This window comes from Rhodanobacter sp. FDAARGOS 1247 (assembly GCF_016889805.1).
Classification (GTDB): Bacteria; Pseudomonadota; Gammaproteobacteria; order Xanthomonadales; family Rhodanobacteraceae; genus Rhodanobacter.
The window spans coordinates 3,824,572-3,849,187 of record NZ_CP069535.1; the positions used below are offsets into that span (position 1 = coordinate 3,824,572).

Genomic DNA, 24,616 nt, shown 5'->3' on the forward strand with positions numbered 1-24,616 from the left:
CCGCTTAACTCCAGCGTTAGGCCGCTCTTCATGACAATGCCGCAAGAACCTGTCCCGGAAGTTGAGGAGTTCCTGTTTGGTTCGGGATTGGTCGTAGACGACTACTATGTGGAGCGCTCGCCAGTCTCCGAAGTCATCTGCTACGTCAACCGAGATGGCCGCGCTTTCGATCTCCATATCAGCAACGAGAAGCTGGCGTCGGCAGCAATTGAACATCTCTTGAGACTTGGCGTTCGGGTCGTGACGCTCGGTGGGGTCGCACAAGTAGAGTCCGCGCCCTAACATCTCGTTCAAGGCGGACGGCTTCGCCGCCGCTTAACTCCAGCGTTAGGCCAAAACTAGGGAGTTCCATGAAGACGCTGCTATCTCTACTTCTGACCCTCCTAGCCTTTCCGGTGCTGGCAACAGGGCCTCAGCTTTCCCCGAATGCTCCAAAAGACAAGCCGCAAAGTGTACCGCTTGGGCAAATGAGCACCCTTGAGGCAGCGATGGCTCCCTACGTAGCTCAGGCCAGATCCACCTATCCGGAGGCAAGATCTCGCTTCCTAGCCGGCCTGCCTATTGGGCAATCCTTCTTTGTCACTGCTCGCTTGCACGATGCTTACGGCATGACCGAGCAAGTATTCATCGCGGTCAGCGCCATCCACAAAGGTATGATCACCGGGCGGATCGCAAGCCAAATCGGTCATGTCTCCGGGTACCGATTTGGCGACCCATACACCTTCTGCGAGTCCGACCTCCTTGACTGGCTCATCACGCACCCTGACGGCTCAGAGGAAGGCAACGTAGTGGGAAAATTTCTGGATACCTATCAAGGTGACGGTGCCTAACAAGTCATTCAAGCGGACGGCTACGCCGCCGCTTAATTCCAGCGTTAGACGGCAGAGCTGACTCTTGGCCAGCATCACGCCACGTGTCGTATCGTTGCGATTTCGAAGATTCCCGGGGGTACATATGGGTGATATCACCAAGAAAGAGCTTAAAGACATTGTGTTTGTCACTGCTCACAATGCAGGCGCGCTCACCGACGATGTCCAGAGCAAGATTGACGCGCCTTCGACTTCTATACATATCAACGCTTCCTCAAGCTCACCTTAGAGCGGAGAGAGAAAGCAGACCGTACGGGAGAACATGGTGGGGGAACTAGGAGCGCAACATCTCTCAGAGAAGCGCTCGAGCACCTTGATTACATTCTTTCCCAATAGTTACCTCCGGCTTTGAGTACAGGCCATGCGAATTACGGTTACGCTCCAACCGACGGCGCAACGTGTGCCGTCTAACCAGTCATTCGAGGCGGACGGCTCCGCCGCCGCTCAATTCCAGCGTTAGACACCACAATGAAGGTTCTCATCAAATTGGGAGTCATGCTGGCAGTAGCGGTGCCGGCGTCGTGTCTCGCCCAGCAAGTCGGTGCTTCTGCGCACGCAAAGAAGTTCAAGGTCCCAACCACGGAGCGCGCTTGCTTGCAAAAGAGCGGCGAGTGGATTCCGGTAATGCCAGGCAACACCACCCACTATTGCTTCATGCTCACGAGCGACGGTGGCAAGCCTTGCAAAAACTCAAAAGATTGTCAGAGCGTTTGTATCGCGGAGCCTCGCGGCAACAAGTGCGCTGTCACGTTTACAGGGTGCTTTCAACCAACGGGGCACGGTACCGTCACGCAATGTGTAAATTGAGCGTATGGGCACGTGGTGTCTAACAACTCATTCCAGCGGACGCGCTGCGCGCGCCGCTAAATTCAAGCGTTAGGGCGCAATGGACGCACTCCCGCAAACCAGCCTCACAAAACCTGAGTTGCTGACCATAGCAAAGGGCCTCAGGGCATGCGAGCCGACCGCAATAGATCGAGCTGTGGCTTTTCTTGTACAGGACAGCCGGGGCAATTGGCACAACCGAGCACACGCCAAGTTCTCTCGTCGGCTTAAACATTGCTCGCTTAGTCCTACCCAGTCCAAAGCATTGGTTGGCTGTATCACTGCTCGCTTGGCGCATGGCTACTTCTCTGAGCAATTTGCAGACCAACTCAGACTCGCACTGTTCCTCGACCGCGATGCGCTACTTGGCACCGCCACAGAGGCCCTTGGCAGCGTTCTGCCGCATGTTCGGCGGTATGCTGGCTGGGTAATCGCTTCCCAGGGGGCGGGTTGCGCCCTAACAATTCATTCAAGCCGAAGCCGCTTCGCGGCTCGGCTTAATTCAGGAGTTAGGTGCAATGGACACTGCGCAGCAAATCGAATGGGCAGCAAAGCAGGTTGAGGCGCTCCCGCACGAGCTGTCTTGGCGTACCTCCGTCCTCCGTCAGCTGCAGTACTGTCAGGCGGTGCTTTCTGGCACTGAGCCACCTGAGCGCCTCGAAGAGCTCACCATGGGCATCATCGCCGTGCGCGAACTTGAAGGGTGGCAGCCAGAAGAACTGCCGAGCACAATCTCCGCAGTCCAGTACGAGCTTCAGCAAAGGTATCTTCCGTACGCAGCAAAGGTGCGCCTGGGCATCCATCGCCGCACCTAACAACTCGTTCAAGGCGGACGCGCGTACCGCCCGCCGCTTAACTCAAGCGTTAGGCCTCATGAAAGCTTTGCTACTCGCCGCCCTGTTATCAGTAATTTCGGTGCCTGCTCCCGCTCAGGAGCATAGAGAATTTCTGTCTTGGTATAACGGCTGGACGGTCCAGACAATTTGGGGCGTTGGAAAAATCTACGGCAGCTACTTCGGTACAACAGTTAAGTGTGGAAGCGTCGCGATTCCGGTCCATCCGATCTACGACACCCATCAAGCCGCCGCTCCCCCAACAGCCAAAGAATCAAGCGAATATGCAGCCGCAAAAAACCTGGCACTTCTCCACGAACTTGAAGCGAACGGCAACAAATGCACGTTCCAACTTATCGCAGAGAAGTCCTAACCAGTCGTTCAAGGCGGACGGCTTCGCCGCCGCTTAACTCCAGCGTTGGGCCGCGCATGACAGATCTTCGCCAACTTCGAGAAATCGCAGCGCAGCTTCGAGAGTTGCAGCGAACTTCCCCAACTGCTGCCGCTGACATCCTGGCCTGGGATGCCTCAGCCCGCAGATTCTCAGAGTCGCTAGACGTGGCGCTTCCGCCCGAAGTTATGCATTACCTGCATGACGCTGATATCCGCGTCAAGGATCCCGGCTATCGCGTCGCTCAAGATAAGGCAATATCGGGCATCATCGCGGATCTGGAGGCAGGCATCCTTCCCCAGACTACCGCCCTCGGCCTCTCCTTTCACCCGCGCTGGCTGGGGGCGCTCGCCCTTATTGTTTTAGTGATCATCTCTTGGGCCGTTGTCCGATGAGCGGCCTAACAATGCGTTCAAGCCGAAATTGCATCGCTACGCCAACAACATGGCAGAAAGAGCTTGCCATGTTGTGAGCTACGCGCTGCAATTCGGCTTGACTTGAGCGTTAGCCCTTATGTTCAAAGTACAGCCACTAAAACATGTTGTGCCATTCACTGCGTCGGTGTTCATCACATCGTTGGTTGTAGCCATGTACCCGTTTCACTTTGCATCCCTCAATCTTCCGGAAACCCTTAAGACGTATCTGCCAGGCGTTGTACTGTGCGCGATCTTTTCAGGCTTCGCATTTTGGCTTGGTTTGGGCTTTAGTCATCGCGTCCCAGATGCGCGCAAGACATTTTTCCTGGTCGCAATTTTCTACTTTGTATCGTTCATGGCTGTAAAAGCTATGGCTGCGTACATCGCGTGGTACATGATTTTTTCTATCCTAGTAATCGCTTTTCCTGTCATTCTCGGTGCATGTTGGCCCGCGGCTTGGGCTAACAACTCGTCCAAGGCGGACGCCTCCGGCGCCGCTTAACTCCAGCGCTAGGCCTTCAGTGAGCATCGCGGAACTCCAATCCAAATCTGCCTCGCCGAGCGAGCTTGTGCTGCCACTCGCAGCGGCTATCGAAGCGCTACAACTCTTGGAGCAAGCGGGCGTTGTGGTTGTCGGCTGGGAGGGTTGGCTGCACTACCCAGATGGCAAGCTCGGGCATTCAATGAAGCACCAAGGCACTGCATTCACTTCCCAACTGACTCAAGCCGAAATGTATGCTTGGTTCCGTAGCACCATGCACAGGTCTCAAGCTGAGCATCACAATCATCCAGAGGCGTCTGGCAGTGAGCTTCTTTTCTGCATCACGGTACAGGCCTAACCCATCATCCAAGCGGACGCGCGAAAAGCCGCGCGTCGCTTAACTCCAGCGTTAGGCTTCAAGGAGCATCCTCTGTACCTTGTGAGATATGAGACTCGTCCCTTGGTTTCTGACAGTCTCGTCAGCCCTACCGGTGCCATGGTCAATGTGTGGGTCGTCGCACCTACTGAGCAGCAAGCACTCGACCGCGCAGCACAAGAGATTCAAGAAGCTGGTTGGCGCATCGAAGTTCTTGACGCCGTCTTTGTTGTTACCCGCGAGGATTTCAGTAAAGACAACACAGACCTGGAGTACTTCGAGCAGGCATTGGTAGACGGCATCGTCTTGGTCTTTCACACTTGGCAAGACGGCACGCGGCACTGACTTGCTGCATGCCTAACATCTCATTCAAGCGGACGGCTACGCCGCCGCTTAATTCCAGCGTTAGGCGCCTATGAACTTAGTCGAGATCTTTGTAGCGTTTGGGGCTGGTTACGTAAGTGGGCTGTCAATCTCGTCCGGCTTCTATGTTCACGATATTCGAGAGCGCAATCGAGCCTCATGGAGTTCAGCGAAGGAAGCTGCGTGGATACTGCTTGCATGCATCAATATTTTCATCGGCGGTCTTATGCCGGTTTTCCTGTTCGGCGCATTTGTCTTCGGCAACGATCCTAATTCCTCACAGTTCTGGCCAAAGGCTGCCATCTTCACTCTTGGCCTTCTTCTTGGCGGGGCCTTAGTATTGGTCGGTGTGCAACAAAGCAAAAACGGTGCTCGCGCCATCGTTGGCACGGACGCCTAACCACTCGTTCAAGGCGGACGGCTTCGCCGCCGCTTAACTCCAGCGTTAGGGGCACAAAAATGGATCGCGATTTCGCCAAATACCCAAAAGACAACAATGGGGAGCTTCTTTGGCGCTTGATTGAAAACGGCGACGACTTTTCCATCTCTCGCGACATCGATTTCAGTCTTGATTTTGATACAGAGCAAGCAGCCCTCGAGTGCGGGATGTTCTTGTTCAAGAATGAGTATAAAGTCCAACTGGATCCTCCACTTGAGGAGAATTCAGGTTCACCATGGACGGTCACAGTAATCCCTTACATGGCCCCGAACTACGCGGATATCAGCCACCTGGAGAGCTATCTAAAGGACGTTGCCAAGCACTTCGGCGGCGACTGCACTGGCTGGGGCTGTGTCTGCGCAGGCACCCCCTAACAATTCATTCAAGCCGACCGTCAAACCGCTACGCGGTTCGTCGGCGTCTTAATTCAGGCGTTGGCCTTATCTGAGGCCTACTTGCGTGAAGTTTTTTGGCTACCCTTATGGAGGCAATAACCCATGCGACGTGTGGTGACTCTTCTTGCACTTGGTGTTGCCTTGATATTCCGCTTAGTCCCGGCGGCGCACAGTTCCGAGCAGGTCGCGGGGTATATCTACGACGGGACCGGAAGATCAAACAACCTCTCCATTGTCATCAACGTTACAACTCATGGTGTCGCGATACAGGGCACTCCGGATGCGCGCATCAACAATCCGGATGACGTGATTACCAACAACTACGAGGATTGCGGCAACGAAGACTTCTACTGTCTAACCGGCATGCTTGAGATCGTCATTCCCAAAGCCATGCCGATGAAACAATGGAAATACCACGACGTGTCCTGCCAGAGCGTCGCGCAATCGGGAGGCGATGCTTACCGCATCACTTGTCGGTCACCCAAGTACCGTGGCCGACCGACCTATACGTATTCGCTCACGCGCGGCGTATTGTCCATCGAGAGCTCTCCCGTGGCGGGTGACTACAGGTATGATCTACGCGGCAAATACGGATTGTTTTCGCCGGGTGTTCAACCTTAGGAAAGCGCTGTGTTCAACTGTTGCGCATTCGGGCAAAAGGCGGCTGACACGAGCTTTTAGGTAGTTTCACTCTTGGTCAACACACCTAGTTTAGGCGTCGCGTCGCTGGCTAACTACTCGTCCAAGCGGATGCGCGTACAGCGCGCCGCTTAACTCCAACGTTAGGGAACACTAGGTGAGAATTCGCGACCTGTTGCTTTCGACGCTTCTAGGTAGTTGCCTTGCAGCCTGCTCCTCGCACGATCCAGTGGCGCGCTCAACCTCGCCCGACGGTGCGATCGACGCCGTTTTAGTCGAATCAAATAGTGGCGCCACGACGTCATTCTCGCACGACGTATGCCTCGCTCCTCACGGTGCGAGCTGCACTGCCGCAAGCTCTTTAGTTCAACTTTATAGTGCTACTCGAAGCGATCAAGCATATGGGGTAAACGTTCGCTGGGCGAACGCTTCGCTGATTAAGGTGGAGTACTTGGAAGCCCAGCGCGTAAAGGTGCTGCATCCGACCACGGCAATCCTTGATCGCACCGTCACCGTAGCCCTGCAGCCCGGCATCATTGATGCCTCTGCTCCGCCCGGCGGCATGCTGTACAACCTCCAAGGCAGGCCGCAAGATGCTCCCCAACAATTCGTTCAAGGCGGACGGCTCCGCCGCCGCTCAACTCAGCGTTGGACTCAACAAGGGGAAGTTCATGGCTGAATTGGAAGCAGAAGGTAGCTATCGCTCGGAAGTTGCGCTTCGGATGCGTCGGCGCGCCCTGGATGACCGCTTGCGAAGGTTCACTGCGGGTGTCTTTGGGCTTATGGGCTACTCAGCGGTATCCAACTTCCTTGCCACGCTCGGCTCCTTCAGCGGCGCCACCGAACACCAAACGCTTGCACTGTTTAGCGTTGCCTTCGGGCTATTGCTTGGCGCGCTATACTCGTTTGGCGCCTATCGCGTCTGGTTCAAGGACGACATTCGTTGGTGGCCAGTTGCCTTCCCGGCCGGTATCTTGATTGTTCTATCCCTTCTCGCCTTCGTGGCGGGAGCGCTTGCCTTAGTACCGCTTGTCATCAATGTGGCCTTGCTCGTCATGGTTCCGATTCGCAAGCGGGCCGCGGCAGCTGCGGCGGCCATAGCGCGCAAGCCTCTCAGTGTCTCGCCGTTGTTCAAAGAGTAGTTTCCAATCCAGCAACTCGCGTTTCCCAACTATGTGCATCGTCCATCCGTGTTGGATCGTAACCGTCTAACATCTCGTTCAAGGCGGGTGGCTGCGCCGCCGTTTAACTCCAGCGTTAGCGCTCATGACACTATTTCGCGTGCTTCTCGCAATTACGTTGTCCGGCACATCTCTCGCGTCTGTGGCCTGTACGCCTTTTGAGCCAAGCGTCTCGTATGCACAGCAAGCTAGCTTTGCTGCCGTGGGCCATGCTGTCAGTAACCGCTGGGTCAGCTCGCGTGGGGAGCTAAGGGTAAGCGTTGCTGTCGACAAGGTTCTTGTGGGGCATGCTCCGGGCCGTTCAGAGGGAGTATCGCCCTGTGCTTTTCCGATCAAGGAGGGTGCGAGAGTTGTTGTCGCTCGAATCCGTGGCGAGCTTGTTGTCTACCCTGCTGATATGTATGAGCGGTCGTTTCGCCAAGCTTTTGGCAAGGATCACTAACCATTCGTCCAAGCGGACAGCTGCGCCGCCGCTTAACTCCAGCGTTAGCCGTATCGGAGATTCTTTGACATGAAGCTCTTTGGTCATCTCTCATCAACTCCAGAGCGGCAGATTCCGCTGGAGCTTTCCGAGGCGACCCTGTCGGCCACCTCCGCGGAGCTCAGGGAAATTGCTGGCTTTTTGCTCCATGCCGCGAAGGCCATGGATCAGCTCGGGAAGAGCTTTGATCATATGCATCTATCAGACACGTTGCGTCAGTTCGAAAATTCACCAGCCTTGGTTGTCGCTGTTGGTGCATCTGCGTAACGCGGCTAACATTTCGTCCTAGCGGACGCGCGTACCGCGCGCCGCTTAACTCCAGCGTTAGGGGACTCATCAGACGTATCGCAGCGACAGCAGCCTGTTTTCTACTCTCAGGGTGCGCGAGGCTGCTCGGCCCAACGGACGGCTTCTTTTTCGTCGTCGGCACTACGCCAGGCAATTCCAGCTGCTGGCTTTCGGTCACCTCTCTTAGTTCCAAAGCCACACTCCAAGAGCGAGTGGTGTCCGGCAACTTCCGGGAAAGTTTCATCGTTGCACCCTCGGACAACGGGCACAGAGTTGTGTTGAGCTGCCACAATAGGGTAGTCGCAGGTCGCACATTCAAGTACGGCCACGACGTTCGTGCAGGCGGCGAGCTCGCGGTCAGTGGCAGCGCCCTCTAACCCGTCATCCAAGCGGGCCGCTGCGCCGCCGCTTAATTCCAGCGTTATGTCGCATGAAAATTACCTCGCTAATCATTGTCCTTTCACTTGCCTTCAGTGCAACTTCGTGCGCGGCTGCAGCCGCTGCACCGGACAACCCGCTGTCTTGTAATGTCGGTCCAGTTACCAAGTCATACGGCGGCGGGCAATGGCTCGTTTATGGCTGCAGCGACGGCAAGAGCGTCGTCCTAGTCACGTCACAAGAAAACCCGGGGTTTCCATTCGTTTTTTCCTTTCTGTACACCAGCAGCAGCATGACGCTTCATGGCGAAGGCACCGGCAACAAGCAAGCCACGGACGCAGCTTTCAACGAGCTGCAAGCACTTAGCCAAGCCGACGTTGCCGCTCTGTTCCAACAAGCAAAAGCACATGCAGCCGCAGGCGCTGGGCCGCACGCGATATAACCAGTCATTCAAGCGGACGGCTTCGCCGCCGCTTAACTCCAGCGTTAGGCCTACGACCATGAGTTCACGAATCGCCTTGCTTCTGCTGCCGACGCTACTCCTGGCTAGCTGTGTGCATGTCAAAGAGGCCGACGGAGCACGGCGACCGAAGACCGAGATGAGTCAGGCAATTTCAATCGCGCGCTCATATATCCACACCCATAAGATCGACGTCTCCGACCAATTCCTGAGTAGCGTCACTTCGTTTCATGACGTATATAAGCCGGAGAAGACAGGTTGGCGCCTTGCTTGGGTCCCTGCAGATCCCTTTACCCTCGACGGTGAATGGTCGATTTATGTCTACGATGATGGCCACATCAAAGCCGACGGCGAGTAGGCCTAACAGTGCGTTCAAGCCGAACTCGTTTCGCCGCACAAAATTGCGTGGAAGAAAAAGCTTGCCACCCAATTTGCTCCGCTACACGAGTCGGCCAACTTGGTCGTTAGGCACCAGAACCAAGATATGAACTGCCGACACTTGCACGTTATCACCGGCGCTTCAGGAGCTGGCAAGTCAACACTCATATCCGCATTGGAAAGCCTTGGATACGCCACCGTTCCAGAAGCAGCCCTCGCGATCATGCGCGAGCAACGGAGATGCGGTGGCAGAGCGCTTCCTGATGTTGATCGCACAGCGTTTATGGAAGCGGTTCTTGCTCGCAGTATCGAGGACTACGAAACAGCTCTGTCTCTAAAAGCACCCGTGTTCCTGGATCGCGGTATCCCCGAGTGGTTCCGGTTCCTGGACTCGGGCGACAATCATCGTCAGATGGTGGCGCGCTACCGATATTCCGTCACGGTGTTTGTGGCGGAACCTTGGCCGGAGATCTATGTCCGCAACCACGAGCGCCAAGCAAGCTTCGAAAGAGCGGCGAGATCTTATGAGGCAACTGTTTCAGCGTATGTCCAGGCAGGCTATGAAATTTGTGTCATTCCCAAAGCCTCCCTCCAGGAGCGCGTAACATTCATACTCGGCAGAACGGGGCTGGCACCTAACAATTCCGTAAGAGACTTCCCGTCAATCCCAGCCGCATGAGGCTTTTGCCCTGAGCTTTCGGGCCACTGCTGGTGAGGGTGTTGTTCGATGCTGCGTACTGCGTATCAGTGCTGCGCGGCTCCAACGAGTGTCAGGCTGCATTTCCGTCCCGCAAGGGGATTTCCTTCGGTCATAACCGGTCTTGTCGAGTCGGTTTCGCTGACTCGGACCTCGGTATAAACCGCACCCAAAGACCTCTTTCGTTCATCGGACTGTCCGGTGCCCGGGGATCAGCCGGAACACCGTTTGGACCATCTGGTCAGTCAGGTTCTCTCTGGGTCGGACTGAACCGTTGTCTACCACTTCGCGCTGACGATGGAACGAAACCTTGTGGCTACGCGGCGTTGGCCGTGTGATGTTTCTGGTGCATGGGATGGCTGAGGCAGACGTGCGGATCGTAGTCCACCTCGCGCGCCAGCATCGCCCAGATTTGTCGTGCGTGTTTGTTGGCGATGGCCAAGGTCACCTTGCCGAACGGCATGCGCCCGTCGAGTGAGCGTATCCACAACTATTCCGGCGTGGCCTTCTCCGGCGCGATGACCTTGGCCCGCTGCAGGCTGCTGCGGGCGCCCTGGATCAGCAGCGTGCGCAGGTACGCATCGCCGCGGCAGCTGATCTCGCCCAGGTGCACATGCCCGCCGCTGGAATGTTGCGTGGGTACCAGACCCAGCCAAGCCGCCATCTGCCGGCCCTGCTTGAACTCGCGGGCGTTGCCCACCGTCGCCACCGCCGCGTCGGCGGTGATCGGGCCGATGCCGGTGACGGCGCGCAGCTGTACACACCGCTCGTCCTCGCGCGCCTGCACCTCGATGCGTGCATCGAACGCGTCGAGGTGCAGGCGCAACCGCTTCCAGTGCCCGGCCAGATCACGCAACAGCTCCCTGAGCTCGGCTGGCAACCCGGGAGTCCGCCAGCAGGTGGCACAGCGCCCGGTCGCTCGGCGCCACGATCACACCAAACTCGGCCAGCAGGCCCCGCAGCCGATTGCCGATCGCCAGCGACTCGGCCTTGTAGCCTCGCGGACCCGATGCCAGGACAGGCGCACCTGCTGATCGGAGTTCTTGACCGGCACGAAGCGCATGTTGCCCTGCCACGCCGCCGTGGCGATCGCCTCGGCATCGGCGCGATCATTCTTGGTCCGACCACTCTTGCGGAATGGCGTGACGAACTGGGCCGCCATGATCCGCGGCTGCAGGCCGTACGCCTGGCACCGTCGTGCCCAGTAATGCGCCCCGCTGCACGCCTTCATCGCCACCACGGTCCCCGCTGGCCGCTGCGCCAGCCACATGGCAAACGCCTCACGTTTGAGCTCCCGTCGTTCCAGCACGTGCCCGGCGCCATCCATTGCACACACCGAAAACACGTTCTTCGCCAAGTCCACACCCAGGGTTATAGTGCTCATGGAGACTTCCTCTTCTGCTGACGGTTGTGTCGCAACACCATCATGGCCTTCGAGGCCGAAAGGGCAGGAAGTCTCTTTTTACTCGTTCAAGGCGGACGGCTACGCCGCCGCTTAATTCCAGCGTTAGATGCACGGAGCGCATATGTCGCAGGAAACTGATAGCACTCACCGGGCAAAGGAAGGCATAGTCATCTGTCTTCGCGATCTTGGCGATGGCCGTTCTCGGTTGATATTCGATGACGTCGTTGCGGACGATCCGGCTGCACGAGATCGAGTATGGAGGCACAAAGTCTTCTTTACTCACAATGCGTACTCAAACGACCACTTAGACAGCATGGAGTTGTCAGACCAGCAGTTTCAAGAAATCGGCGAGGCTGTTGTTGCGCGCCTCTTGGCCATCAATAAACGCTTCAAATAGGTGGATGCTCGGCGGACAACTAACTACTCATTCGAGGCGGACGGCTTCGCCGCCGCTCAATTCCAGCGTTAGCGCTCATGAAGACCTCCATACTAAAGATTGCTTTCCTCATGTTCCTTACGTCGCCATTTGCGGCGCGAGCCGGCGAAACTTGCAGGCTTCTGCCAACATGGCATTCAGTTCCAGAGTCTGCGCGCTCTACGCTTGCCCAAGATATGGGCCCAATCGCGGAGCGCGGTGAAGCCTTCCAATCTACGGATGCGCTCAGCGGCGATGACACTCCCCGGAATCGGTTCTTCGGCGCATGCGTGCAAGGCAATAGACTCGTGGTGGCCATCGAGCGGGGCGGCATCGGCTATGCACTTGAGGTCACAGAATTTGTCGGCGGCAAGAAGATTCGCGAGTGGTACCACACTCTTCCCTCAGGCCCATTTACACCGGCGTTCGCTGTCCCACCTAGCAAGCGCTAACCACTCATTCGAGGCGGACGGCTTTGCCGCCGCTCAATTCCAGCGTTAGGCCAACGGAGAGACACCTCTTGCGACGAGCTTTGCTCCCCGCCCTCCTGTCGTCCTTCCTCGTTGCCCCGGTCTTGGTGTCTGGCTGCCCGACGGCACCCGCAAGCTTGCGTCAGTTCTTGGGGCAAGGCGGCTGGGCCGTACTAGGCACCTACGTGGTTTCGCTCCACGATCTCAACGGCGATGGCATCCAAGAGGCAGTGGTCCTGCTTACCGACGCGGATTGGTGCGGTAGTGGCGGCTGCGCCTTGCTAGTCGCCCAACAACGTGGGGTGGCATGGCAGCTCATCAGCAAAACCACTTTGGTCCATCCGCCGGTAGTCGCCTTAGAGCGCAAGCGTTCTGGTTGGCAATCCCTTGGTGTCATTGTGGGCGGGGGTGGCGTGGCCACACATCCGGTCACTCTGGATTTTCGGCAAGGTCGATACCCCTCCAACCCCACCATGCTACCTGCATCGCCAGGCTCATCCACTTCTGGCGAGCCACTCATCAATGGTCTGCAGTGCCAGAGTCGCGCTGCAAGGCCTAACACCTCGTCCAAGCGGACGCGCGGACGCGCGCCGCTTGACTCCAGCGTTAGGCGAACATGGTGATTGACGAAACTTTCAATGCTTTCTCAGCGGTTGGCGACGAAGCGTCGCTCATTAAATTTGTCGAGTCGCTCGCGGCCGACCGGAAGCTATCCGAGTCTTTGTCAGTGACGCTTGACGGGTTTCAAGGCGCTTGGGCCAACCAAACCATCGCCGACTTTTTGTTGGCGGCATCTGCATGGGCAAAGGATTCAGACTTCGGCGTGCGTCCTGGCCCCAAGCCCGCCAATCCATGGCAGCTTTTTGCTACCTTCTTGTGGGCCGGGCGTGGCTACGAGTAGCGCGCGTAGCATCACGTTTGAACTGCCCAATTGATCAGTCTTCATCGAAGCACTCCCGGGCGTCAGGCAGCGCAATGAAGCGACTGTGGCCATGGATGTATTTATCGCTTTTCGCAGCCGCCTTTCTTGGCGGCCTGTCGCTCCTGGGCAGAACTCAAGGTCACACCAACGTCGACTGGGTGTTCGTAACCGTCTCTTTCTTTGGCCTCCTGGTCTTTCCACCCCTGGCGGTCGGGTATGCACGCTCACGCACTTCAACCCGTCTTCCCACCGCATCGCTTTCCCGAGGGTTTCGCGGCGGGTGGTGGGCAGACCCGTTGCAGTACCTTCGTGTAACCAGCCTGTTGCTTGGCGGCATGTTCCTTGGCTCGCTGTTTACGTTGCCCCATGCCGCATCGCAGGACGTCATGATGGTGTGGTGGTACGCCGCGATGGCACTTGGCTCAACGACAGGCGAGTTCGTCGCGCTCAGGACGTTTCGTGGCAGCGTTGCCTGACCTCTCGTTCGGGGCGAACGGCTTCACCGCCGCGCATTCCGGCGAGTCGTGTTGGTTCGCCGTTGCAGGTATTTCGCCCAGCTTCGCCTTGGCTCGTCATCTGTCGCTGCTTTACTGGTCTGCGGCCTCCAGAGGCGAAACGGGCACTCCCCGGCTCTGGCCAAGTGCGGGGAGCCGCTTTTCCTGGCTGACATGCCGCCCGCGGGGTGAATGGTTGCGCTGCAGGGTTGGGCATCCGGCTACCCCTGCCGGTCTTCAAGGATGCAAGTTCATGCGGCGGTCTCGACCGGATGGGTGCGCATCTTATGCATCAACTTAACCTGTCGACGTGCAGGCTTTGCGGGTAGATTTGGTCTTCGGTGCGAAGGTGGTGCATCAGCGCGCCAGCACCGTTGTCACGCGTACCGCCCGAGGCCCGGGATGCTGCGCCCCCTCATGGAGAAATTCGCCTCATGCCGACCACTCGTTCGGACGCTCTGGTCTTTTTCGGCGCCACCGGTGACCTCGCCTACAAGAAGATCTTTCCCGCCCTGTTGGCGATGATGACGCGCGACGGGCTGGATCTGCCGATCATCGGCGTGGCGCATTCGGGCTGGGACGTGGAGCAGCTGCGGCAGCGCGCCCACGACAGCCTGGTCGAGGCGGCGAAGCACGACGGCGGCAAGCTGGACGAGGCCGCGTTCAGGAAGCTGTCGGCGTGCCTGCGTTATGTCGATGGCGACTACAACGACGCGGCAACGTTCACCGCCCTGAAACAGGCGCTGGGCGAGGCGAAGCGGCCGCTGCACTACCTGGCCATTCCGCCCAGCCTGTTCGGGGTGGTGGCGAAGGGGCTCAAGCAGGCCGGCTGCGCCGACGATGCGCGGATCGTGGTGGAGAAGCCGTTCGGCCGCGACCTGGCCTCGGCCCGCGCGCTCAACCGGACCCTGCACCAGGTGTTTCCGGAGTCGGCGATCTTCCGCATCGATCATTACCTGGGCAAGGAGCCGGTGCAGAACCTGCTGTATTTCCGTTTTGCCAACACCGTGCTGGAGCCGGTGTGGAACAACCGCTACGTGGACCGCGTGCAGATCACCATGGCCGAGGAGTTCGGCGTGGACGGCCGCGGCGGCTTCTACGAGGGCGTGGGCGCGATCCGCGACGTGCTGCAGAACCACCTGCTGCAGGTGACCTCGCTGCTGGCGATGGATGCGCCGATCGGCAACGACCCCGATGCCCTGCGCGCGGAGAAGCTGCGGCTGTTCCGGGCGATGCGTCCGCTGGACCCGGCCGAGGTGGTGCGTGGCCAGTTCAACGGCTACCGCAAGGTGGAGGGCGTGGCCGCGGATTCCAACGTGGAGACCTTCGTGGCGCTGTGCCTGCACATCGACACCTGGCGCTGGGCCGGCGTGCCGTTCTACATCCGCGCCGGCAAGCGGTTGCCGCTGACCACCACCCAGGTGCTGGTGGACATGAAGACGCCGCCGCTGTCGGTGTTCGACCCGATCGGCGCGCCGCAGTCGAACTACTTCCGCTTCCGGCTCAGCCCGGAGGTGGTGATCGCCGAAGGCATGCGGGTGAAGAAGCCGGGCGAGGAGATGCGGGGCGAGGCGGTGGAGCTGGTGGCGCGGCACGATTCCGGACCGGAGAAGTCGCCGTACGAACGCCTGCTGGGCGATGCGATCCGCGGCGACAACGGGCTGTTCACCAGCGACGAATGCGTCGAGGCGGCGTGGGCGGTGGTCGACCAGGTGCTGGCCCATGAGGGGCCGGTGGCGTTCTATGAACCGGGCAGCTGGGGGCCGGATGCGGCAGCCGCCATCGTCAGCGATGATGAGGGCTGGCACGACACCCGACCGGAGCAGAGCACGCCATGTTGACCGACCGCACCTCCGAATCCGCCGCCGTGGTGTTCCTCCTGGACGTGGACAACACCCTGCTCGACAACGACCGCTTCGGCCGCGACCTCAGCGACACCCTGGACGCGGCCTTCGGTGAGGCCGAGCGCGAACGCTACTGGGCGATCTACGAAGAGCTGCGCCAGCTCGGCGGCGTGGCCGACTACCTGGGCGCGCTGCAGCGTTTCCGCAGCGGGCTGGACAACGAACCCTCGCTGCTGCAGATGTCGAACTACCTGCTCGAATACCCGTTCGCCACCCGGCTCTATCCGCATGCGCTGGACACCGTGGCGCACCTGCGCACGCTGGGCACCACGGTGATCCTGTCCGACGGCGACGTGGTGTTCCAGCCGCGCAAGATCCAGCGCGCCGGGCTGTGGCAGGCGCTGCGGGGCGAGGTGCTGGTGTACGTGCACAAGCAGCAGATGCTGGTGGCGATGCAGCAGCGCTACCCCGCCGCGCACTACGTGATGGTGGACGACAAGCCGCAGGTCCTGGCCGCCATGAAGCAGCGGATGGGCCATCGGCTGACCACCGTGTTCGTGCGCCAGGGGCATTACGCCGCCGCGGCCGCCACCGAAACGGTCGACCCCGCGCCGGACATCACGATCGCTCGCATCGGCGATCTGCGCGGGCGTAAGCTTGATGACTTTCTGCCGGCGGCTCCGGTCATCGCCCTGGCAGCTGATGGAACCTCCCCCCGAAACCCGTTGTGAAGCGACATGGAGCAAGCATGAAAGCGACCCGCCAATTGCACGACCTCGGCCAGAGCCTGTGGCTGGACAACATCACCCGCACCCTGCTCGATGACGGCACGCTGGCGCGCTACATCGAAGAGGATTCGATCACCGGACTGACCTCCAACCCCAGCATCTTCGACGCGGCGATCAGCGGCGGCGACGCCTACGACGCGGGCATCCACGCCAAGTCGCTGGTGGGCATGCAGGGCGAGGCGCTGTTCACCGAGCTGGCGCTGGAAGACCTGCGCCGCGCGGCCGACCTGTTCCAGCCGGTGTTCGAGTCGACCGGCCAGGTGGATGGCTGGGTCTCGATGGAGGTCTCGCCGCTGCTGGCCGCCGACACCGCCGGCTCGATCGCCGCAGCCCGCCACATCCACCACAAGGGGCGGCGCGACAACCTGTTCGTGAAGATTCCCGGCACGCCCGAAGGCGTGCCGGCGATTGAGGAAGCGATTTTCCTGGGCATTCCGATCAACGTGACCCTGCTGTTCTCCTGCGCCCAGTACGAGGCCGTGAGCGAGGCCTACATGCGCGGCATCGAGCGCCGCCTGCAGGCCGGACTGGACCCCAGGGTGGGCTCGGTCGCCTCGCTGTTCATCAGTCGCTGGGACGTGGCCAGCAACAAGCAGCTGCCCGACGAGCTGCACAACAAGCTGGGCATCGCGGTGGGCCAGCAGACCTATCGCGCCTACCGGCAGATGCTGGCCTCGCCGCGCTGGCAGAAGCTGGCCGACGCCGGCGCGATGCCGCAGCGGCTGCTGTGGGCCAGCACCGGCACCAAGGATCCCAACGCATCCGACACGCTGTACATCAGCGCCTTCGCCGCGCCGGAGACCATCAACACGATGCCGGAGAAGACCCTGCACGCCTTCGCCGACCACGGCCAGCTGCACGGGGTGATGGACGTGGACGGCGGCGACGCCGACGCGGTGCTCGCGCGCATCAGTGCGGCCGGCGTGGACATCGACCAGCTGGCACTCACGCTGCAGCGCGAAGGCGCCGAAGCCTTCGTCAAGTCGTGGCACCACCTGCTCGACGGCATCGCCGAGAAGGCCCGCCAGCTGGCCGAGAAGTCCAAGGGGCCGGCGCTGAAATGAGCCAGGGCACACTTACCCGCCTGCCGCAGTGGCAGGCCTTGCAGCGGCATTTCCAGGACATCGGCGGCAAGCACCTGCGCGAGCTTTTCGCGGGCGATCCGAAACGTGGCGAGGCGCTGACCGTCGAGGCGGTGGGCTTGTACCTCGACTATTCCAAGCAGCGCGTGGACGCCGACACGCTGCGTCTGCTGTGCGAACTGGCCGGCGCTTGCCAGCTGCCGCAGAAGATCGAGGCGATGTTCAGCGGCCGCAGGATCAATACCACCGAGGATCGCGCCGTGTTGCACGCGGCGCTGCGCGCGCCACGCGGCGAGCAGATCCTGGTCGACGGCCACGACGTGGTGGCGGACGTGCACGCGGTGCTCGACCGCATGGCCGCGTTCTCGGAACAGGTGCGCAGCGGCGCGTGGAAGGGCCACAGCGGCAAGCCGATCCGCAACGTGATCAGCATCGGCATCGGCGGCTCGGACCTGGGCCCGGTGATGGCCTACGAAGCGCTGCGCGATTACAGCCGCCGCGACATGACGTTCCGCTTCGTCTCCAACGTCGACGGCACCGATTTCGCCGAAGCGGTGCGCGACCTGGACCCGGCCGAGACGTTGTTCATCGTCTGCTCGAAGACCTTCACCACGCTGGAAACCCTGACCAACGCGCACGCGGCGCGCGCGTGGAGCGTGGCGGCGCTGGGCGAGGAAAGCGCGGTGGCGAAGCACTTCGTGGCGGTCTCCACCAACGCCGAAGGCGTGGCGAAGTTCGGCATCGACACCGCCAACATGTTCGGCTTCTGGGACTGGGTCGGCGGACGCTATTCGATGGATTCGGCGATCGGCCTGTCCACCATGCTGGCGATCGGCGCGCACGGTTTCCGCGAGATGCTGGCCGGCTTCCACGCGATGGACGAGCATTTCCGGCACACCCCGCTGCAGCACAACCTGCCGGCGATCATGGGCCTGCTGGGCGTCTGGAATGCCAACTTCCTGGGCGCCGCCACGGTGGCGGTGCTGCCGTACGAGCAATACCTGAAGCGCTTTCCCGCTTACCTGCAGCAGCTGACGATGGAGAGCAACGGCAAGCACGTGACGCTGGACGGCGCAGCCGTCGACTACGCCACCGGACCAATCTACTGGGGCGAGCCGGGCACCAACGGCCAGCATTCGTTCTACCAGCTGATCCACCAGGGCACCCACATCGTGCCGTGCGACTTCATCGGTTTCGGCCAGACGCTGAACCCGATCCCCGCCCAAGGCGGCGGCGACCAGCACGACCTGCTGATGGCCAACCTGATCGCCCAGGGCGAGGCGCTGGCGTTCGGCAAGACCGCCGACGAAGTGCGCGCCGAAGGCACGGCCGAGGCCCTGGTGGCGCATCGCACGTTCGAGGGCAATCGCCCCAGCAGCACGATCCTCGCCGCGAAGCTGACGCCGCACAACCTGGGCACGCTGATCGCGTTGTACGAGCACAGCGTGTTCGTGCAGGGCGTGATCTGGGACATCGATTCGTTCGACCAGTGGGGCGTGGAGCTGGGCAAGCAATTGGCCAAGGCCACCATCGCCGAACTGATCGCGAAGGACGAGCCCTCACTGGATCACGACAGCTCCACCAATACCCTGATCCGTCGCTACCGGCAGCTGCGCGACGGTCATCCCTGACGGTACGGGAGCGCACGCTGTCCACGAGAGACTCCCTTCGGACAGCGTGCGCTCCCGCGAAATACGCCCACCCGTCGCATCACTCCAGAGAACCCATGAGCCAGAAGATCAGCCCCCTCGCCGGCAAGCCGGCACCGCAGTCGATCCTGGTCGACGTGGCGAAACTGCTCGCCGCCTACGCCGACACCCGGCCCGATCCATCGGTGCCCGCGCAGCGCGTGGCGTTCGGCACCTCGGGTCATCGGGGCAGTTCGCTCGACGGCAGTTTCAACGAGTGGCACATCCTGGCGATCAGCCAGGCGATCTGCGAGTACCGCAAGTCCAAAGGCATCGATGGCCCGCTGTTCATCGGCGCGGACACCCATGCACTGTCGCAGCCGGCGTTCGAGAGCGCGCTGGAAGTGCTGGCGGCGAACGGCGTGGACGTGATGGTTTCCAGCGGCGGCGAGTTCACGCCCACCCCGGCGATCTCGCACGCGATCCTGGTCTACAACCGTGGTCGCACCACGGCCCTGGCCGACGGCATCGTGATCACGCCTTCGCACAACCCGCCCGACAACGGCGGCTTCAAGTACAACCCGACCAACGGCGGCCCGGCCGACACCGACATCACCAAGTGGGTGGAGAACCGCGCCAACGCATTGATCGAGGGCGGGCTTAAGGACGTCAAGCGCCAGCCGTTCGCGCAGGCGCGCAAGGCGGCCACCACGCACGAACACGACTACCTCAACAGCTACGTCGCCGACCTCGCCAGCATCATCGACTTCGACATCATCCGCAGCGCCGGCGTGCACATGGGCGTCGACCCGCTGGGTGGCGCCGGCGTGCATTACTGGGCGCCGATCGCCGAGCGTTACAAGCTCGACCTCACCGTGGTCAGCGAGGTGGTCGATCCGCAGTTCGCCTTCATGAGCGTGGACTGGGACGGCAAGATCCGCATGGACCCGTCGTCGAAGTACGCGATGCAGCGGCTGATCGGGCTGAAGGACCAGTACGACGTGGCGTTCGCCTGTGACACCGACCATGACCGCCACGGCGTGGTCACCCGCTCCAGCGGCCTGATGGAGCCGAACCATTACCTGTCGGTGCTGATCGACTACCTGTACCGCCACCGCCCGCAATGGAGCAGCAACGCCGCCGTGGGCAAGACCGTGGTCACCACCGCGCTGATCGACCGCGTGGTGAAGCGGCTGGGGCGCCAGTTGTACGAGGTGCCGGTGGGCTTCAAGTGGTTCTCCGCGGGACTGTTCGACGGCGCGCTGGGCTTCGGCTGCGAGGAAAGCGCGGGCGCCTCGCTGCTGCGCCACGACGGTTCGGTGTGGACCACCGACAAGGACGGCCTGGTGCCGGCGCTGCTGTCCGCCGAGATCACGGCCCGCGAAGGCCGCGACCCGGGCGAGCTGTTCGACCGGCTCACTGGCGAACTGGGCCGGCCGTACGCGAACCGTCTCGAGGCGGCGGCCACGCCCGCGCAGAAGGCGAAGCTGTCGAAGCTGTCGCCCGACCAGCTGAAGCGCGACCAGCTCGCCGGCGAGAAGATCGAACAGGTACTGGACAAGGCGCCGGGCAACGGCGCGGCGATCGGCGGCATCAAGGCGGTCGCCGCCAACGGCTGGTTCGCCGCCCGGCCGTCCGGCACCGAAGCGATTTACAAGATTTACGCGGAAAGCTTCAAGAGCGAAGAACACCTCAAGAGCCTGCTCGACGAGGCGCAGAAGATCGTCGACGCCGCGCTCGCCTGATCGTGGGCTTGGGTCTTCTGGGCGACGTCATTCCCGCGAAAGCGGGAATCCAGTGACCTCAAGGTCGCCGACAGGGAGAGGCACTGGATCCCCGCTTTCGCGGGGATGACGGTGGTTGCCTCGCACCATTCCCCCACACTGGAGAACATCATGTCCCACGACCTCGACCAGCAATGCATCAACATGCTTCGCTTCCTGTCGGTGGACATGGTGCAGAAGGCCGACAGCGGCCACCCCGGGCTGCCGCTGGGCGCGGCGCCGATGGCCTATGTGCTGTGGACGCGGCACATGAAGTTCCACCCGGCCGATCCGCACTGGGCCGACCGCGACCGTTTCGTGCTTTCCGCCGGCCACGGCTCGGCGCTGCTGTACAGCCTGCTGTTCGCCAGCGGCTACGACGTGTCGCTGGACGACATCAGGCAGTTCCGCCAGTGGGGCAGCAAGACGCCCGGCCATCCCGAGTACGGCCATACGCCCGGCGTCGAAGTCACCACCGGGCCGCTCGGCCAGGGCCTGGCCAATGCGGTGGGCATGGCGCTGGGCGAGGCGCAGCTGGCGGCGACCTACAACCGCGAAGGCCATCGCATCATCGACCACCACACCTACGCCATCGTCAGCGACGGCGACCTGATGGAAGGCGTGGCCAGCGAGGCCGCGTCGCTGGCCGGCCATCTCAAGCTGGGCAAGCTGATCTGCCTGTACGACGACAACTACGTGACGCTCTCGGCCGGCACCGACATGACGTTCTCGGAAGATCGGGGCGCACGCTTCGACGCGTATGGCTGGCAGACCATCCATGTCGACGACGGCAACGACGTGGACGCGATCCATGCCGCCCTGCGCGCCGCCCGCGAGGACACCAGCCGGCCGTCGCTGGTCCTGGTGCGCACGCACATCGGCTACGGCTCGCCCGAACAGGACAGCTACAAGGCGCACGGCTCGCCGCTGGGCGTGGAGGACGTGAAGAAGACCAAGCAGAAGCTCGGCTGGCCGGTGGAACCGGACTTCCTGGTGCCCGAGCCCGCGCTGGCGCACATGCGCGAGGCGCTCGAGCGTGGCGCGAAAGCCCAGTCGGACTGGGACGAGCGGATGAGTGCCTACGCGGCGGCCTTCCCCGAGCTGGCCAGGGAGTTGCGCGCCCGCCTTGGGGGCGCGCTGCCGCAAGGCTGGGACGCGGACATCCCGCCGTTCCCCGCCGACCCGAAAGGCCTGGCCACCCGCGTGGCCGGCGGTCAGGTGATGAACGCGTTCGCGAAGAAACTGCCGGCGCTGTGCGGCGGTTCGGCCGACCTCGATCCGTCCACCTTCACCGCGCTGAAGGGCCTGGGCGACTTCAACCCGGCCGTCGTCCCGGGCGAAGACACCGAAGGCTCCGACGGCGGCGGCTGGAGCCGTGCCGGGCGCAACTTCCACTACGGCGTGCGCGAACACGCGATGGCCGCGATCAGCAACGGCCTGGCCGCGCATGGCGGCTTCATCCCGTTCGACGCCACCTTCCTGATCTTCTCCGACTACATGCGCCCGTCGATCCGGCTGGCCGCGCTGATGGGGCTGCACGTGGTGCATGTGTTCACCCACGACAGCGTGGCGCTGGGCGAGGACGGCCCTACCCACCAGCCGATCGAACAGCTGGCCAGCCTGCGCGCGATCCCCAACCTCACCGTGATCCGTCCCGCCGACGCCAACGAGACGGCCGAGGCCTGGCGCGTCGCGGTGAGCTCGAAGAAGCATCCGGTGGCGCTGGCGCTGACCCGGCAGAAAGTGCCGACGCTGGACCGCCAGCACCACGCCGGCGCCGAAGGCCTGCGCAAGGGCGCGTATGTATTGAGCGATGCCACCGACGGCAAGCCGTCGCTGATCCTGATCGCCAGCGGCTCCGAGGTCGGACTGATCGTCGAGGCGGCGCAGAAGCTGCAGGCCGACGGCGTCGCCGTGCGCTGCGTGTCGATGCCGAGCTGGGAATTGTTCGATGCGCAGCCGCAGGCCTATCGCGACGAAGTGCTGCCGCCCGCCGTGGCCGCGCGGCTGGCGGTGGAGCTGGGGGCATCGCAGGGATGGGAGCGTTACGTCGGCCCGAACGGCGACATGCTAGGCATCGACCGCTTCGGCGCCTCCGCGCCCGCCGAGGTGCTGCTGCGCGAGTTCGGCTTCACCGTCGCCAACGTGGTGGCGCGAGCGCGAGCCCTGTTGGCGGGGTGACGTCTCTGGCGAAGGGCGCCCGCGTCGCCCTGCGGCGGGACGCTGGCGCCGTCAGCTGAACCAAAACCGAAGACTGGTACACAAATTCGGCGTTTGTGGCCGTTAGCCTATATATCTGAACTAATCAGTCTGCTATTTTCCCGACCCGGTGCTCCCTCGCCCAGGTCAATCCCTTGTCCCTTTTTTCATCTGCTGCAAAGCCCGCCGCGGTCGCCGGCTGCGCCTTCACGTTGCTGGCCGGTCTGGCGCTGGCCGGTTGCGCGGTGGGTCCCGACTACCGGCGGCCCGACGCACCGTCGGCGGACCGCTACACGGCGCAGCCACTGCCGGCCAGCACCGCGACGGCGAAGGCCGCCGGTGGCGATGCCCAGCGTTTCCTGCAGGGCCGCGACGTGCCGGCGCGCTGGTGGACGACGTTCGGCAATGCCGAGCTGACCCGCCGGGTAACCACGGCGCTGGAGCACAGCCCCACCGTGGCGTCGGCCCAGGCCGCGCTGCGCCAGGCGCAGGAAAACGCCAACGCGGCGCGCGGCGGGTTGTTCCCGTCGCTGGACGCCGGCGCCGGCGCCACCCGCCAGAAACAATCCGCCGCGCAGTCGGTGGGTCCGGGCGGGCGCGGCCCGTTCACCGTCTACAACGCCTCGGTCAGCATCGGCTACACCCTCGACCTGTTCGGCGGCGTGCGCCGCGGGATCGAGGCGCAGCTGGCGCTGGCCGACTACCAGCGCGCCCAGCTCGACACCACTTACCTGACCCTGGCCGCGAACGTGGTCACCGCGTCGCTGCAGGAAGCCTCGCTGCGCGAGCAGCTGCGCGCGACCGAACATATCCTCGACATCCAGGGCAAGAGCCTCAAGATCGCCCGCCAGCAACAGCAGATCGGCTCGAAGTCGCTGTCCGACACGCTGGCCGTGCGCTCGCAAGTGGCCGCCACCGAAGCGACCCTGCCGCCGCTGCGCGCCCAGCTCGCCGCCACGCGCAACCAGCTCGCCACCTACCTGGGCACCACGCCAGCGCAACTGGAGTTGTCGCCACTGACGCTGGATGCGATCGGCCTGCCACGCGACATCCCGGTCAGCCTGCCCTCGGGCCTGGTCGAGCAGCGCCCGGATATCCGCGCGGCTTCGGCACAGTTGCATGCGGCTTCGGCCCAGGTCGGCGTGGCGACCGCGGCGATGCTGCCGCAGATCACGCTCTCCGGCAGCGCCGGTTCGCAGGTGTTGCGCGCCGGCGACCTGTTTTCCGCCGGCACCGGCGCCTGGTCGCTGGGCTTGGGCCTGACCCAGCCACTGTTCCACGGCGGCGAGCTGCTGCATAAAAAGCGCGCCGCCCAGGCCGGCCTGGACAAGGCCGTGGCGGACTGGCAGCAGACCGTGCTGGTCGCGTTCCAGAACGTCGCCGATGCGCTGCAGGCGCTGCAATACGACGCCGAGGGACTGGCGGCGCAGGCCGCCGCCGAGGACGCGGCATCGCAGCAGCTCGCCCTGGTCGAGCGCCAGTTCCAGCTCGGCTCGACCGGCTATCTCAACCTGCTCGACGCCCAGCGCAGCTATCAGCAAGCGCGCATCGCCCTGATCCAGGCACGCGTCGCGCGCCTGGCCGACACCGCCGCGCTGTACGCCGCCCTCGGCGGTGGCTGGCGCAGCGACACCCTGGCAGCCGGTCAGAAGCCATAGCTCTATCCATGAGTGCGGACAGGATGTCCGCTTATCGACTTTCGCGATCGTGGACGAT

The 24,616-nt window shown here is 62.1% G+C and carries 24 protein-coding genes and 1 pseudogene; 24 read left to right on the top strand and 1 reads right to left on the bottom strand.

The genetic code is table 11. From position 1 onward, the window contains the following. Positions 1 to 30: 30 nt before the first annotated feature. The 15 genes from I6J77_RS17300 (at position 31) to I6J77_RS17370 (ending at position 9,872) form a co-directional block, all read left to right on the top strand. Complete coding sequence (locus I6J77_RS17300; RefSeq protein WP_204109992.1) at positions 31 to 282, top strand: hypothetical protein; 252 nt, start codon at positions 31 to 33, stop codon at positions 280 to 282. 68 nt (positions 283 to 350) lie between these two features. Continuing rightward, positions 351 to 830, top strand: coding sequence for a hypothetical protein (locus I6J77_RS17305; protein ID WP_204109993.1), 480 nt, complete (start codon positions 351 to 353; stop codon positions 828 to 830). 1,382 nt (positions 831 to 2,212) lie between these two features. Then, a complete protein-coding gene (locus I6J77_RS17310) occupies positions 2,213 to 2,509 on the top strand; it encodes an immunity protein Tsi6 family protein (RefSeq protein WP_204109994.1) in 297 nt (98 codons plus the stop codon). 58 nt (positions 2,510 to 2,567) lie between these two features. Then, complete coding sequence (locus tag I6J77_RS17315; protein WP_204109995.1) at positions 2,568 to 2,900, top strand: hypothetical protein; 333 nt, start codon at positions 2,568 to 2,570, stop codon at positions 2,898 to 2,900. A 56-nt stretch (positions 2,901 to 2,956) separates the two neighbouring features. Next, positions 2,957 to 3,313 (top strand): hypothetical protein, encoded by a 357-nt coding sequence (locus tag I6J77_RS17320; RefSeq protein ID WP_204109996.1) that lies wholly within the window; start codon positions 2,957 to 2,959, stop codon positions 3,311 to 3,313. A gap of 118 nt (positions 3,314 to 3,431) precedes the next feature. Beyond that, positions 3,432 to 3,836 (top strand): hypothetical protein, encoded by a 405-nt coding sequence (locus tag I6J77_RS17325; RefSeq protein WP_204109997.1) that lies wholly within the window; start codon positions 3,432 to 3,434, stop codon positions 3,834 to 3,836. A 439-nt stretch (positions 3,837 to 4,275) separates the two neighbouring features. Continuing rightward, positions 4,276 to 4,536: a hypothetical protein gene (locus I6J77_RS17330; RefSeq protein WP_204109998.1), complete on the top strand. Its 261-nt coding sequence runs from the start codon at positions 4,276 to 4,278 to the stop codon at positions 4,534 to 4,536. A gap of 70 nt (positions 4,537 to 4,606) precedes the next feature. After that, the gene (locus tag I6J77_RS17335) at positions 4,607 to 4,954 is read left to right on the top strand and encodes a hypothetical protein (protein ID WP_204109999.1); all 348 of its coding nucleotides are present in this window, start codon (positions 4,607 to 4,609) and stop codon (positions 4,952 to 4,954) included. A gap of 59 nt (positions 4,955 to 5,013) precedes the next feature. Next, positions 5,014 to 5,367, top strand: coding sequence for a ribonuclease E inhibitor RraB (locus I6J77_RS17340; protein WP_204110000.1), 354 nt, complete (start codon positions 5,014 to 5,016; stop codon positions 5,365 to 5,367). Positions 5,368 to 5,490: 123 nt separating this feature from the next. Beyond that, complete coding sequence (locus tag I6J77_RS17345; RefSeq protein ID WP_204110001.1) at positions 5,491 to 6,009, top strand: hypothetical protein; 519 nt, start codon at positions 5,491 to 5,493, stop codon at positions 6,007 to 6,009. Between the two features lie 611 nt (positions 6,010 to 6,620). After that, positions 6,621 to 7,169 (top strand): hypothetical protein, encoded by a 549-nt coding sequence (locus I6J77_RS17350; RefSeq protein ID WP_204110002.1) that lies wholly within the window; start codon positions 6,621 to 6,623, stop codon positions 7,167 to 7,169. 550 nt (positions 7,170 to 7,719) lie between these two features. Then, positions 7,720 to 7,956, top strand: coding sequence for a hypothetical protein (locus I6J77_RS17355; RefSeq protein ID WP_204110003.1), 237 nt, complete (start codon positions 7,720 to 7,722; stop codon positions 7,954 to 7,956). A gap of 451 nt (positions 7,957 to 8,407) precedes the next feature. Continuing rightward, positions 8,408 to 8,797, top strand: coding sequence for a hypothetical protein (locus I6J77_RS17360; RefSeq protein WP_204110004.1), 390 nt, complete (start codon positions 8,408 to 8,410; stop codon positions 8,795 to 8,797). Between the two features lie 58 nt (positions 8,798 to 8,855). Continuing rightward, positions 8,856 to 9,173 (top strand): hypothetical protein, encoded by a 318-nt coding sequence (locus I6J77_RS17365; protein WP_204110005.1) that lies wholly within the window; start codon positions 8,856 to 8,858, stop codon positions 9,171 to 9,173. A 126-nt stretch (positions 9,174 to 9,299) separates the two neighbouring features. Further along, positions 9,300 to 9,872 carry an AAA family ATPase gene (locus I6J77_RS17370; protein ID WP_204110006.1) on the top strand — a complete coding sequence of 191 codons (573 nt, stop codon included), beginning with the start codon at positions 9,300 to 9,302 and terminating at the stop codon, positions 9,870 to 9,872. A 334-nt stretch (positions 9,873 to 10,206) separates the two neighbouring features. Here I6J77_RS17370 and I6J77_RS17375 read toward each other — a convergent pair. Beyond that, positions 10,207 to 11,274: pseudogene (locus tag I6J77_RS17375) on the bottom strand (IS110 family transposase). Positions 11,275 to 12,796: 1,522 nt separating this feature from the next. Between I6J77_RS17375 and I6J77_RS17380 the strand changes: the two are divergent. From I6J77_RS17380 to I6J77_RS17420, 9 genes are all read left to right on the top strand, one after another. Further along, positions 12,797 to 13,081: a hypothetical protein gene (locus tag I6J77_RS17380; RefSeq protein ID WP_204110007.1), complete on the top strand. Its 285-nt coding sequence runs from the start codon at positions 12,797 to 12,799 to the stop codon at positions 13,079 to 13,081. A 74-nt stretch (positions 13,082 to 13,155) separates the two neighbouring features. Continuing rightward, the gene (locus I6J77_RS17385; protein ID WP_204110008.1) at positions 13,156 to 13,578 is read left to right on the top strand and encodes a hypothetical protein; all 423 of its coding nucleotides are present in this window, start codon (positions 13,156 to 13,158) and stop codon (positions 13,576 to 13,578) included. Between the two features lie 452 nt (positions 13,579 to 14,030). After that, positions 14,031 to 15,437: a glucose-6-phosphate dehydrogenase gene (gene zwf / locus I6J77_RS17390; RefSeq protein WP_204110009.1), complete on the top strand. Its 1,407-nt coding sequence runs from the start codon at positions 14,031 to 14,033 to the stop codon at positions 15,435 to 15,437. Further along, a complete protein-coding gene (locus I6J77_RS17395; protein ID WP_204110010.1) occupies positions 15,431 to 16,171 on the top strand; it encodes an HAD family hydrolase in 741 nt (246 codons plus the stop codon). Before zwf ends, I6J77_RS17395 begins: the two co-directional genes overlap by 7 nt. Before the next feature lie 17 nt (positions 16,172 to 16,188). Then, positions 16,189 to 17,292: a transaldolase gene (gene tal / locus I6J77_RS17400; protein ID WP_204110011.1), complete on the top strand. Its 1,104-nt coding sequence runs from the start codon at positions 16,189 to 16,191 to the stop codon at positions 17,290 to 17,292. Then, positions 17,289 to 18,941, top strand: a complete 1,653-nt coding sequence (gene pgi, locus I6J77_RS17405; RefSeq protein ID WP_204110012.1) for a glucose-6-phosphate isomerase — start codon at positions 17,289 to 17,291, stop codon at positions 18,939 to 18,941. Before tal ends, pgi begins: the two co-directional genes overlap by 4 nt. A gap of 95 nt (positions 18,942 to 19,036) precedes the next feature. Further along, complete coding sequence (gene pgm, locus I6J77_RS17410) at positions 19,037 to 20,683, top strand: phosphoglucomutase (alpha-D-glucose-1,6-bisphosphate-dependent) (RefSeq protein ID WP_204110013.1); 1,647 nt, start codon at positions 19,037 to 19,039, stop codon at positions 20,681 to 20,683. Between the two features lie 150 nt (positions 20,684 to 20,833). After that, on the top strand, positions 20,834 to 22,882 hold the full coding sequence (gene tkt / locus I6J77_RS17415; protein WP_204110014.1) for a transketolase: 2,049 nt from the start codon (positions 20,834 to 20,836) through the stop codon (positions 22,880 to 22,882). 173 nt (positions 22,883 to 23,055) lie between these two features. Next, positions 23,056 to 24,558 carry an efflux transporter outer membrane subunit gene (locus I6J77_RS17420; protein ID WP_204110015.1) on the top strand — a complete coding sequence of 501 codons (1,503 nt, stop codon included), beginning with the start codon at positions 23,056 to 23,058 and terminating at the stop codon, positions 24,556 to 24,558. Positions 24,559 to 24,616: the final 58 nt, after the last annotated feature.